A 12,197-nucleotide genomic window follows, 5' to 3' on the forward strand; every position below is an offset into this window, starting at 1 on the left:
TCCCCCTCACTCCCCCTCACCCGGATTGCATCTTCGATGCAATCCGACCTCTCCCCGCAAGCGGGGCGAGGTGAAAGACGAAAGACACGACAGCGCGCCCGGTGAAAACCGGGCGCGCTTCGTTTCGGCTGTCCAACTGCCGAGAACCTGAGTCAAAGCTGCTAAGGTAACCCACAGTAAATGCGACGAACTCTCGGTTTCGGCTCCATTCTTTGCGAGTCTAGTTCGCGAAAAAGGCGAGCCATTTGATCATAAGCATCATATAAGCCGAGTCATTCGGTCGGCCACAATCGTCGGGCCACGCCGTCGCGTCCGAGGCGGGTTCGGTTGCTAAAACTCTATAGAGGAAGCATCGCGGCGCCTCGGTTTTGCCGAACCCCGGGCATGCGGCCTTTACCATCGCCGTATCATCGTCCGTTTCTACGTTCTCTACGACCAACCGGGACACGCCGTCGCCACGATGGCACACTGATGCCGGCCCGCGATGCTTCCAGCCTAGCAAAGACGCACTCGCACTTTCGAAAGATCTCGTGGCGATCATAGAACACAGCGCCACTCTTCTCTAAAATTAAGATGGGCCGCACACCCAGACGCGACACACGCCGCCCAACGCGTCCTGGGAAAGTACTAAGGAACTCAGCCGCGGCCTCTTCCGATATGTACGCCTCCGCAATTCTGAGAACGTCGACGCGCCTATAGTTCAGCCCATACAGCCGATACCTCTTGCAGGCCTCGGTTATTGAAATTGTGTCGTGCAGATATTTGGGCTCTCTGGTCTTCACCTTTGTATTTAGACGGCAATCACCCATTTGTGGAAGTTGTATCGGAGCTCCTCACAGGAAATCTCTGCCTCCGCAGAAGGGTCGCGCTCTTGCTTCGTTAGCTTCCGTGCGTCGCCCTTTGTTGAGCCAGGAAGCAGCTCCACGAAATTGGTGTTAACCGTGCGAATGGCCCTCTCGATAATCCCTTTCCATTGGGGAGTTCTCCTCGGGCACCAAACAACTTCGATTGCCAATTGAGCGCATGCTAGTTCAAATGAGCGACCGGTGAACTCAAGCGCACGGTCAACGACCACAACGTCGGGCAATCCGAATGAGAGCCGTAAGCGATCGATGGAGGGATACTTTTTTCGAACGTAGCTCTTCGACTTGATCGCGTTTTTCAACGCCAAGGCCACGGAGTGTATCGATGGTGGTATGTATCCGATGTAGAACCCGACGATCAGCCGGCTGTAGGCGTCGACAACCACCGTAAGCCACGGCCTGCCCATCGGAAGTTTAGTCTTGCCATTGTAGGCCAAATGGCCGTCTAGGCGTGTGTGATCAATATACCAGACGTGATTTGCATGTTTTGCAATCGGAGGCGGCTTATCGACACCGATATACTGCCCATCGCCGGCATTTTTCCCATCGCGCTTCTTTTTCGTTTCGTAGCCTTTGTGCCGATCGATACGTCGAGAGATTGTGGTCGGATGGGGCTCGATGAGGAAGCCGAGCTTCCTCCGTTCGTCTTTGTCCAATGCGTTGTAGGTTGCATCTTCCATCTGCAATGCGGTTCGAAGCGTCTTGTTGCGCTTCGCGATCTCGCCGCCTATTGCCTCGATGATCTCATTCGGCCGCAGCTGGCGATTGTTCTTATAATAAAGCTCAATCGTCTCTTCGGTGATCAGATTTTCCTCTTCCTCGAGCCAGTCGGTGCGACCCTTCAACTCATCATGATCCCTCATAAGACGGGCAAACCTGTGCCCAGGCGCTCCACGCGTTCGCATCCACGTCGCGAGTGTCTTTGGAGCTGGACGCTCTAAATCCCCGATTTCCTCGGCCACGCGATCGACGACGGGCTGTAAGCCTTCATTGGTTTTGGAAGCGCCAGCGCGATCAGCTGCGATGAGATATTTGAAGCGCCGAAACGCGGGCCAACCATCGCGAGTGACCGTTGGCTCCACATGGTCGAGGGCGGATCGGAACCGCTCTGGGAGCTCGTCGAAGGCGTKATCGTCAATTGCGAGCTCGTCGTCGTGGTATAGCTGCCAGAATTGCTCGGAAGATAACGCGTCCGGCTCGCCAGTCTCTTCATCCTGCACCAAAAGACGCCGCGGCTTGCCCTTGGTAAGCCCAACGATGGCATGGACACGCCCACGAATCTCCAGAGTTGTCTGCCCCTTCTGAAATTTCGGGAATGGCAGCTCTGAGTCGGGGTCGAGTTCAGGAATCATGATTGCGTGCTGCGAGCAATGGGGACGACGACAGCCGCCGCAGACGAATGAGGGTTGTTTCGTCCACAGTACCGCTCATCTCCGCCTCGATCCGGCGCGATCGCAGTATTATCGACAGAACCCCATTTATGGGTGCAGCGTGAGATTGCACGAGAGCAGCGCAGGCTCCGAGTGGCAATTCGCCGTATCTGCGAAGCGCAGTGAGAACCCGATATTCATCGAGCGGATCAATCTCCGTCTTACCCAGGCGCGAGATCTCGGCAGCCGACTCCATCCAATCTGACGACGGGAGCCTGTCCTTATCCAAAACCCAGAATGGAATCCCCCTGGACTGGTAGAGCCGCTTGACCACCAAAAGCTTTTTTGCGAGCTGCGGATTCCTAAGGAGTAATTTCTTCGGCTTCGTCTCTACGCGAACATTCCAGGGAGCAATCCTCAGCTCGAAGTCGGGCGTATACTCGACTGGCTGACCGTCTAGAGCAAACTTCAGCGTCAGCGGCTGTGATCGATAGGACTCAACAGCCCCATCAACCTCAAAGACTGTCACGTACTGGCGCTCAAGCTTGAGCGTCGTGTAAATTGGGCAGCGCGACTTCCACGACGGAAACATTCGCGTTTCGAGATTAGGATGGAGGCGAACTACATCTCTCATGGGGCCCCCATCGCGTCGGCGAATCTCGCGTACATCGACGCCGAACTCAATATCGTCGTACTCGGAATTCTCGATCATTTGCCCTCCGCCTGTTTTACCCGCGGCGGCACATCGGCGCGTGGCGTCACCATTTTAGAAGCTGGAACCTGCCGCTGAGCTCAGTTGTCGGAGGATTGGGCAAGCAACCGTTGCTCAATTGAGCGGAGCCAGTCTGCTTCCCGCGAATTTAAAGCCCTCATTCGCATGTCCCCTTTCTTGCTTGCCGATCTGCCAAGCATTGGGAGCTGGAGCTCAGTGCGTTTTCCCGCCGCCCCACTTGCGACCGATAGATATCCCAGTAACAAGGGGCAATTCGTTAGATCCGTCGGAAGGGAGCTTGATTGCCGGTCTCCATCCGAACTCGATAGCAGTTTTGGAGAGGAGCCCCGGCCAATCACCCGAGGAAAACGCGGCAACATAGAGGGGGCCGGAATCGGTCCATGAAATGCTGAAGACCTTTCTGTCTCGCCAAACGTCGAGCTGCCACTCACCCCCAAAGGGCCGGCTGCGCATGATTTCCAAGCCATTGATCTTCACTACCTTGCACCGATGGCAATTTCCGCTCGAGTCAGGGATCATTATGTCTGCGCCGAAACGCTCCAAGATGCTGCAAGCAGCGTTTCGCAGCTCCAAAGATTCTTCCATCCGACTTCTCGAAACCTTCATCTGCAACTCCTGTTGTTCGTTGAGGCCGACGCATTCTCGAGTTTTTCGATCCGTCTTAAAACGGCGAACAGGCCTTCGCAGACTTACCGCATCGACAGCCTCAGTCAGAGAAGACTGATCCCGTAGACTCCGGTCGAAGTTTTTAATCGGGCAAGCATCGCGCAGAGCGGCGATCGAATAGAGCCCCAGATTGATTTAGACTGATACCGCTCTTTGGAACCACCGGAAGAGTTTTGGGTCCTCTCACAACGATGGCTTGGTTGTGCAATCATGATTCAGCAGCATGATCGACGGTCATCGCCAATCGTTACGGCCGGCGATGTTCGTTGTAGGATTTTCGCCAACCTCCATCGTCTTCTTAGCGTCTGCTAGATTCATGAACTGGAGTGCGTTTAGCTGCGCCGCGCGCCGCGCACATTAAACTTGAACGCGAGGCGCATGACTTTCAACTCAGCCAGCTTCTTGAACGTTCCTGCTAATGCCATTTTTTCCCGATCTGATACGGGAAATGCAATTTACAAAAACCCTATTGCTGGCCGAACGGACAGGACGATGGTCGGGAAAAATAGGAACTGGGCTTTTACGGACAGGTTGATGCTCCATGCCCAAGTACTTCTTCGACCATCACAGCAACACCAGTATCGAAATCGACGATGACGGCATCGATCTCCCGGACGTTGATGCTGCCAGAAGGCTGGCGCTTGAGGCATTGGGCCAATCGGTGTTGGATGGCGCGCCTCGTTCTCTGATGGGTCGGCTCGCTATCGAAGTGCGAGATCCTCACGGCCCTATCTTGCGCGCCTCCGCTACTGTTGTGCTTGAAGAGCTTTGAGGCTGTCCCGCAGACGAAGGGCTGCCTAACCGTACGTGATCGACAGATCTAAGGCGCTGGTGGACCACCATGAATGAGCGTGCATCTTCACAGTCGAGATTTCTTATTCGGCAGGGTGGAAACGGCTGGATGGTTTATGATCGAGAACGTAAGGGACCTGCTCTGATCGGGACCGACTTGGCGGCAAACCTTACCATGACGGAAGCCGAGCGCGTGAAGCAGATGCTGATCAATCAGCCGGATGGGAAAGGTCTGATTTTGAGTGCGTTAGTTTGGCGCACCGTCTGATCGTCTTGGACAACCTGCCGCGCTTTCATCCTCGCGTTGGATGTCTTCGCTCTTGTCAGCGTTCACTTTGGCTTCTCAGCTTGGATGTGCAGGACGTAGATCGTGTTCTGAAACTCGTCCGTCACTTCCATACGCCAATCGCGCCCCGGCTTCAGCTTTCCGTCTATGCCCTGAAGCATCTGCCCGGCCGTGACTGTGGCCTCCTTCCACGCGGCGTGCTTGTCCCGAAGCTCCTCTCCCACGTCATCGATCTCGGTGCGTTCGTGGATGATGTGGAAGAAGTATCTTGGCATGCCCGAAAAATGCTTAACGGCAGGTTCGCGTTCCTAGCGGTCGACGCGGCTTGGGTCTGGTTGCCGCATCGCGGAAGAGGTCAGCCAATCACTCAAGTGCGCACCGGTCTCGGCGGTGCGTGCTCGCTTCAGCAGGGCTTCACGTTCCGGCCCGGCGGGTAACTGGCTGTGCTTTTTGAGTTTGGCGGCCTGCTCGCCATTCGTTCTTCGAGGGAACGGCCATCCTCCGCTGACCCTATGCAGAACGTGCTGGGCGCACGAGAGTGCGCGCAGGAGATTTAAGGGCCTGCCCGCGCTGAAGTGGGCGCCGGGCGACGGACGCGTCAGCGTTCGGTCCTCGTATACAAATGAACTCAGACCTCAGTCGAAAAGATCCGCAGCGGCATTCAAAGAATGTGATGCTTCACCTCGCGGATGCCCAGGCCTTGTTTTCCAATTTCCGAAGATGCTCCAGATAAATACGCTCAACACGATTGAAACGGCGAGCAGGAGCAAAAGGTCACGGACCATGATGTCCTCCCCTTTGCTGTTCAATCGGGGAATTAGCCCAACGTTCCTATCCAAGCCACTTGCCTCCACTCACGCAGCGGCGTCAGCCCCTGGCCACTGGCAAACCGGAAAAACCCGGCGGCCCTTGGAGGAGACCGCCGGGCTGATCCGCCGATCACACCACTTCAATGGCTGACAGGCTGAATAAATGGCGCTGGCTCGTCTGTCCGAATCCCGACAAACCGTCTCGGTTTAGTCGGACGTGTGGCCGACAAGCCACGTCCGGGCCCGCGTTCCTGAACGGAGCCACCGCCGAGAAGGCGACATGAAGCTGGAGATGACGAACGAGCCCGGCTGGATCAGAGACTTCTCCCGTCATCAGGCCAAAGGTGTATCTCTGGTATGTGGGCATCCCTGTAAGGGGCGCCTGCTTGGCTGTGCTAGCTCATTTCGTATCGGCTATTCGCAGGGGTGATTATTCGTCGCCTCACCAGCGGGATGCTGCCGTTCTGTTTTTGGACGAAGCAAGTCACGTTTTGAACCGGAGTGTCAGGTCTAACTACATAAAAAGGAGTGCGCCGAACGACGCCAACAAACCTGCACCACCCATGATCGCTAGTCCGATGAAGAAGCGCTCGACCACGTCCATGGCGGCCTCCGTTCAAAAGTGAACGCTGGTTCGATTCGATTGCCCATTTTTCCCGTTGGAACAAATGTTCACTGTAGCACTTAGGAACCTGCAACTTCGAGGGGGTGAGAGTCATGAGCGACCCCGAGCTTTCATCGTCGCGGGCACCTCAACTCGGACCGCCATGTCCTAAATGCAAGCTCCCCGCGCGTTACATCACGTCGGTTCTGGACGTAAAGCGCGACCGAGCAGTGATGGTTTACCGCTGTGCACCATGCGGTGAGGAGATCTGGAAGGATTAGGGCGACGGCAAGTTTTCCAGGCGCGCTTGTCCTTCCCTGCTGCGCGTAAGAAAGCTAGACCGGTTTTGTCTCGGGCTAGCGCCGCTGGCCTGTTTCCGACCTCAGTGGTGTAATTTGAAATTTGCAGTGGCCTAATTTCGATAGTGACGTGATTTTAGATCGGCTCTAAATTCGTTCCTGCTTGGGGGTGTTTTAGAGCGGGATCATGCGAGAGTTTCGGGCATATATAATCGATGGCGCGGGGCACATAACGTTCCGCGTTGATATTGTGGTGGAGGACGAGGCGGAAGCTCGGGAACGTGCCAAATTGCTTGTAGACGGGCGCGCGGTAGAGCTTTGGGAAGGCGCAACGAGGCTCGATAGATTTGAGCCAATCAGCAGGCACTAAGGCCGCCTCAGTCGGCGGCCCAAACAAAAGGCTCCAGTCCGGGGCTGGCAAGGTGGAGCCTCTGAGAGCCTCAGCACGCGGTGAGTGGCGCGCTCGGCTAGCTGTTCATTCTATCCAAATGATAGGGGCCGCGCTATGGCGGCCCCTGCCGGCGCAATAATTGTTCGTGATGAAATGCCAGCTCCGGCATCCCAAAATTAGAATCACCAAACGTCCAAAATCGAGTGTCCTAATTCGTCGCAGGAGGTTGTTACTCGGGGGAGCGCGAGGCGCAGCTCACTGCACCGTTGACGTTCTTTGGCGGGGGAGTTTCAGCGAGCTAGGAACATCATGGACCTTGCCAAGTATTCCCGACGCCCTCGAGGCTCGTCGAGGGTAACCTCTAGGCCCCGGCTCATCCCCCATTTGAGCTGGGGCCCTTTTCTTGCGGGACAAGGACTCAAAGGGAACACAAGGGTGCGCGAATGTTGGAATCGTCGCTGGCTCGCTGCCACAGCCGGCGGAGCGGCCCCGGCCTACCCCCTTAAGGCAGCCGGGGCCGTCTCTCCGCCCAGGACAGCCTTGAAGTTTGCGTAGCCCTGCTCCTGCGAGTTCAACTGCGCGGAAGTCGGAGGGAGAATGTCGTTCCCGTTTGTTCGTTAGAGGCGACAGAAATTTCGCCGCCGTGGGCTTCGACGATTAATTTTGCGATATAGAGACCGAGGCCCAGATGTGTACTGTGCTCAGACTCATCGCTGATGTCCTGGCCGCGCATCCAAGACTGAAATACTAATTTTTGTGTGTCCGGGGGGATTGGTGGACCCATGTTGTGCACGGCTATTGTGACGGTGTCGGGGTCGTTGCCTGCGATCCTCACAGTGATAGGCTGCTCTCGGTCGCCATATTGGATGGCGTTGCCCATCAGGTTCGACAGCACCTGCCCCAGGCGCGCAGCGTCACACGAGCACGTAGGATCTCCGTCGTGCGTGACCTCAAAATCACGATTCGTGTGGATGGCGCGTAGCTCATCCGCAATCTCCTGACAGAGCGCCACCATGTCGATTTTGGTCTTTACAACTGGAATTTCAGTACCGAAGGACGAGCGCGTGAGATCGAGTAAGTCATTTAAAATTTGCGTCGCCCGGCCGGCCGCCGTCCTAATCTCCGAAACCACCTTTGCCTGTTTCGGATCTGTTATTCCGGATCGCTCCATCCACTGAGCACCCATCGAAACCGCGCCTATGGGGTTGCGCAAATCATGACCCAGCACGCCCAAGAACAAATTGCGGGAGTCATTAATCGTCTTAGTGTAGTGAGCTACCGACTCCGTGACAGCCTGATCAATCGCTTCATTGAATCGCGTGAGGTCTTCAACATCGGTTGCAGCCAGCCCTTGATGATGAGCCACCCATTGCTTCACAACACTTGCGCGAAGCGCCCGGTATTCGGAAACCATCTGGTCGATGTCAAAACCATCGGCAAGGCGAAGAGCGGCATGAACCTCAGCCGCGCTCTCGGAAAACGGATTTTCTGGAGGGCCCACGCCGCGCGATTTATCAAACCTCTCTCGCGGAGTCTGCGCAGATTCGAGGTCGTCTGCAATAAACCCGAGAATATCCACGACATGATCTTGCAAAGCTAGCTTCGTCATCTTGTCGCTGGCCGGCGATATAGTTCGCGCGAAATCGATCCATTCCTTGACGATAGCGGCGTGGTTTTGCCGAATGAAGTCCGCCAGCCGGCGTTCATGCCCTCGTGTCTCACTTGGATTGGTCACAGCCGGCCCCTTTGCGCATGTTGAGTATTCTGCCGTGGTTTTTTTGTTTAGGTGAAAGCCCGGCATGCTTCGAGCGAGTTCAGAAAACGCTGTTAGCGGCGGCGCAGGCTGAAGAGGTCAATGACCGAAGCCGCCAAACTTAGGCGGCCCTACTCTTTCGGGTCGGGGGGGTGATTGGCGGCCTTCGCTTCCGTCGCCTGTGCGATCAGGATTGCAATTCCGTCCAGTGTTTGCCGGTCGTTGATCCCGAGTGACAATCGTCGATATCGGGCGATCTTATCGTCGTACAGAGTGCACTTTTCACACATGCTTCCGCTCGCATATAGGGCGGGAGCATGAAGCACTCTCAGTCACCGACGGACGCCTCGGACTGGGCGGTGATCTCGGGACCATAAACCAGAACTCGGGTTCCCGACAGAAGGAACACAGCCCGCCAACGGAGGCGGCCTCAATGCCTGCGCCGTTCCACCGCGAATGTGAATTTGAGGTGGAGCACCGGACCGCTGTCGTCCCGGACTTCAATCGACATCTGTCGGCCACTGGTCCCTAGGGTGCCGACGGCATCTCGGGCCATATCGGCCAGCGAGCGCGCCGCCTCTTCCTGCACCTTCTCTATGGTTGAGAGCTCCAGACCTTCCTCATCCGGGAAAATCTCGTCACCCTCTCTGATGTCAAAGTAATACCGTCTCATCAGACCAGAACGACGCCGACCTCAAATTGTTCTTTTCGTAAAGCAGGCCATCCCCAAATCAAACTAGGCCACTGAGGCCGGAAGCAGGCCATCACCCCCAACCTCTGTTCGTTCCTCGTGAGGGAAGCCAGTCTATCCAGTTGACCAGCCAAACCCACATAAGTTCGGGCAATGTTTTTACGGACGTCGGAGCGATCCTTGGAAATGCCGCTCGCGCCAGAAAGTCTCTTGTAGAGGTCAGCATGTTCTCGGCACTCAGCAATGTTGATCACTGGCTCACCCTCCCTTTTGCCGGCGCGAGTGATAGAGCGCCTTTCCCCGCTGGCTTGCATATACCATGCTAAGGCCCGTCAAAGGTCAGCTTCAGACATTCAGGTTAAGTACGGCCAGCGCCTAAGGTCGGGCACAAGCCAGTACCCATTTTGGGAATGATGGTCTCAATAGGAACGACGAGCGCGGCCGAATATTTGAATCGTCGCTGGCTCGCTGCCACAGCCGGCGGAGCGGCCCCGGCCTACCCCCTTGATCCCCCCGCAGCCGGGGCCGTCTCTTCGCCCTTTGTCGTATCGGAGTAGCGTATGCGTTCCTCGCCCTCGATTGTGCCAGCTGACCGACTCGACCGCGACATGGTGCTTGAAGACTTCGGCGTGCGCGCCGGTTGCGCCTGGCGCGAAACAGATGAAGCTGACACCGACCTCGAGGGCGTCCTGCAAAATCTCCTGTCCGGCTGGTACGCCTATCCGGTATCGGGATTTTTGTTCGGATTGTGTACCTTGGCCTCGGTCAGTCGCAATCTGCCTAGAGTGAGCGAATACGAGTGCATGCTCAGGTGACCGGCGAAACGGCCCCAGCGCACTGTTGCCGGACAGTGCGCTGAGAGGCCAGTCACGACGGGTTCGCCCCCTTGTGGGGGCTCGGGAAAACCTTGCAACTGGCCGGTCGTTCCTAAGAGAGGGGCCACTCCCCGACGAGGCGCTCGGCCCGCTGCGTTAGCTTCGCGCAGGTGCCGCGCGCTCGAAAAGCTCTGCGCTCACGTCATGGCTTCGACGGCCACCGCCGCCGGCCTTGCCGAAGGCAACCCTGCGTCCCGTAGTGGCACGTCCGCCCCGACCCATTTGAAACCAGAACCCGGCGTAATCCGTTAGGGTCGCGCCTCCACGGCCGCCCCCAAGCTTCCGGCGCTGTTGGAGGGGACGGGTGCGCTCAAGGGCGTGCCCGTCTTATCAATCTGGTTTCGCTCKGTGCGCCCGGYCCCGAAGACCAYTTCATGAAACGGAGGCGACCWTATGGAGARTCCCGATCTCAAAGCGTGGGTCGATGGCTGGATGGAGAAAGTGAAGCAAGGCGCTGAAGTCCATCGCCAGCAAGGTCYGTCACCGGAGGATGCCGAAGCSCGCGACTATGCCCCCGCTGACGTCAAGATCCTCACCATCGCCCACGTCCCGGAATCCCTGCAASAGGCGTGGCTGCAACATCTGCGCGACTTCGACGTCGCGCATCCYGGCTGTCATTTCGAGGTGATGGTGGATGCGCCCGAGATGCCGCTGCCCGACATCATCAATATGCTGGCGATCAATCCCGGGCTGACCTTCACCAAACTGCTCGAACGCAAATGAGCTGGCCCGACCGGCAGTGCCATACCGAGCCCGGCTTGGGGCCTGAAATCAGCGGCGCTTCGCTCGCCGTTTTCCTTGTCTCCGACCTGCTTGCTCCCGTGAAGGCAGGTCGGCATTGAACCAGAGTGGTGGTTGTCTCGGAGCGGCGGTGGTGTCGGTGATGTTTCTGGGATCGCTCATCATCATCGCGCTGTGGTTCTTTTACTAGAACAGCACGATGAATCCGCCAACTGAGCCAGGGCTTACGTTCGCTTCTCGGCATTAATACGCAGGACATAGAGTGTGTTTCGGGACTCATCCACGACTTCGATCCGCCATTCGCGGTCGGGCGTTAACTTTCCATGGAGGCCTTGGAGTATCTGCCCAGCCGTTACCGTGGCTTCCTTCCAAGCGGCGTGCTCGTCAGGTAGCTCATAGCCTTCGCGGTCGAGTTCGCGGCGTTTGTGGGTGACGTGGAAGAAATAGCGCGGCATGGTGCTGTCCTGCCCACAACGAATTCGCGGCGAACTGGCATCTAGGACGTTGATTTGGATCAACCATCCCGCGAATAAGCGGGACGCCTACGGTGCACAAGTGAACAGATGGAACAGGCGGTGGTGGGACATGCTCACTTCGGTGCGCTGGGCAAGCGGCGCGCTCGCGGCCCCAGCGTCCCGCTCTTGTTGTTCTCCTCCCGGCGACGCTTGGGGCAGTCGCGCGCTGATCATGTACGTGCCGCGAAACGGCGCTACAAAATGCGCGAGGTTGTCGGCGGTGGGGACACACGATGCGCGACTTGCTTAGTCCGCGTGAGAAGCGATTATTGAGGCGCTTGGCTGCCGAAAAGACTGACAAGGAGATTGCGAGGAGGCTCGGCGGCACCGCCAAGCAAGTCTCACAGCAGAAAGCCAGGCTGCTCGCGCGATTGCAGATCAATCGCCCGTCGAGATCGCCGACGCAGCAGAGCGATAGGGCGGCCTGGCCGCGCTATCGAGGCATCCATAGAAATCTCGCAGGCGAAACCACGCGCACGTCTCTTGTCGGAACGGTCGGCGCACACCAGACGATACATTGACCTAAGGATCAAAGATGCGCCGCTGCCACTGGTCCAGGGTTAACGAATGGTTAAGCCGGATCTGGGAGGTTGCAAAGGGGGTGACCTAAAACGAGGTCCACCATGTTGAGGCTGAAGAAAGCTGCCCCGGTATCCGGCAATTTGAACAACGGCCAGATCGACACCGCCGAGTTGCTGCTGCACCGCGTGTACGCCTTTGGAGCGGCCGAGGGACATGCCTCCGGCGAGTCAGTGGGGCAAGACGCTGCGGGCTGGGAACGGGCAGAAATGGCTCTGCTACAGGCGCAG

General features: G+C 57.2%; 12 protein-coding genes. 6 read left to right on the forward strand and 6 right to left on the reverse strand.

All coding sequences use genetic code 11. The annotated features are described in order from the left end of the window. Positions 1–790 precede the first annotated feature (790 nt). Positions 791–2,215, reverse strand: a complete 1,425-nt coding sequence (locus AC1DW2_RS42335; RefSeq protein WP_477009054.1) for an integrase catalytic domain-containing protein — start codon at positions 2,213–2,215, stop codon at positions 791–793. After that, on the reverse strand, positions 2,205–2,945 hold the full coding sequence (locus tag AC1DW2_RS42340) for a TnsA endonuclease N-terminal domain-containing protein (protein WP_208088233.1): 741 nt from the start codon (positions 2,943–2,945) through the stop codon (positions 2,205–2,207). The genes AC1DW2_RS42335 and AC1DW2_RS42340 overlap by 11 nt, the downstream gene beginning before the upstream one ends. Before the next feature lie 1,228 nt (positions 2,946–4,173). Here AC1DW2_RS42340 and AC1DW2_RS42345 point away from each other — a divergent pair. Both AC1DW2_RS42345 and AC1DW2_RS42350 read left to right on the forward strand, forming a co-directional pair. Beyond that, the gene (locus tag AC1DW2_RS42345) at positions 4,174–4,404 is read left to right on the forward strand and encodes a DUF6894 family protein (RefSeq protein WP_051664540.1); all 231 of its coding nucleotides are present in this window, start codon (positions 4,174–4,176) and stop codon (positions 4,402–4,404) included. Between the two features lie 69 nt (positions 4,405–4,473). After that, positions 4,474–4,692, forward strand: a complete 219-nt coding sequence (locus tag AC1DW2_RS42350) for a hypothetical protein (protein WP_075019321.1) — start codon at positions 4,474–4,476, stop codon at positions 4,690–4,692. A 62-nt stretch (positions 4,693–4,754) separates the two neighbouring features. Here AC1DW2_RS42350 and AC1DW2_RS42355 read toward each other — a convergent pair whose 3' ends face one another. The 3 genes from AC1DW2_RS42355 to AC1DW2_RS42365 form a co-directional block, all read right to left on the reverse strand. Continuing rightward, on the reverse strand, positions 4,755–4,985 hold the full coding sequence (locus AC1DW2_RS42355) for a DUF6894 family protein (RefSeq protein WP_038937287.1): 231 nt from the start codon (positions 4,983–4,985) through the stop codon (positions 4,755–4,757). A gap of 2,399 nt (positions 4,986–7,384) precedes the next feature. Further along, positions 7,385–8,548, reverse strand: a complete 1,164-nt coding sequence (locus AC1DW2_RS42360; protein ID WP_051664538.1) for a sensor histidine kinase — start codon at positions 8,546–8,548, stop codon at positions 7,385–7,387. Between the two features lie 448 nt (positions 8,549–8,996). Next, complete coding sequence (locus AC1DW2_RS42365; protein WP_038937291.1) at positions 8,997–9,239, reverse strand: DUF6894 family protein; 243 nt, start codon at positions 9,237–9,239, stop codon at positions 8,997–8,999. Between the two features lie 578 nt (positions 9,240–9,817). On the opposite strand from AC1DW2_RS42365, the gene AC1DW2_RS42370 reads away from it, so the two are divergent. Next, positions 9,818–10,072 carry a hypothetical protein gene (locus AC1DW2_RS42370; protein ID WP_477009057.1) on the forward strand — a complete coding sequence of 85 codons (255 nt, stop codon included), beginning with the start codon at positions 9,818–9,820 and terminating at the stop codon, positions 10,070–10,072. Between the two features lie 453 nt (positions 10,073–10,525). Continuing rightward, a complete protein-coding gene (locus AC1DW2_RS42375) occupies positions 10,526–10,855 on the forward strand; it encodes a hypothetical protein (RefSeq protein ID WP_477009055.1) in 330 nt (109 codons plus the stop codon). Positions 10,856–11,097: 242 nt separating this feature from the next. Here the strand turns inward: AC1DW2_RS42375 and AC1DW2_RS42380 are convergent, their stop codons facing one another. Further along, positions 11,098–11,328, reverse strand: a complete 231-nt coding sequence (locus AC1DW2_RS42380; RefSeq protein ID WP_039147108.1) for a DUF6894 family protein — start codon at positions 11,326–11,328, stop codon at positions 11,098–11,100. A 293-nt stretch (positions 11,329–11,621) separates the two neighbouring features. On the opposite strand from AC1DW2_RS42380, the gene AC1DW2_RS42385 reads away from it, so the two are divergent. Together AC1DW2_RS42385 and AC1DW2_RS42390 are read left to right on the forward strand one after the other, a co-directional pair. Then, positions 11,622–11,909 carry a LuxR C-terminal-related transcriptional regulator gene (locus tag AC1DW2_RS42385; RefSeq protein WP_038937295.1) on the forward strand — a complete coding sequence of 96 codons (288 nt, stop codon included), beginning with the start codon at positions 11,622–11,624 and terminating at the stop codon, positions 11,907–11,909. 102 nt (positions 11,910–12,011) lie between these two features. Beyond that, positions 12,012–12,197, forward strand: a 186-nt coding sequence (locus tag AC1DW2_RS42390) for a hypothetical protein (protein ID WP_477009056.1), incomplete at its 3' end; no start/stop codon positions are given.

The sequence above is a fragment of the Bradyrhizobium sp. P3_C3 genome (assembly GCF_056402655.1).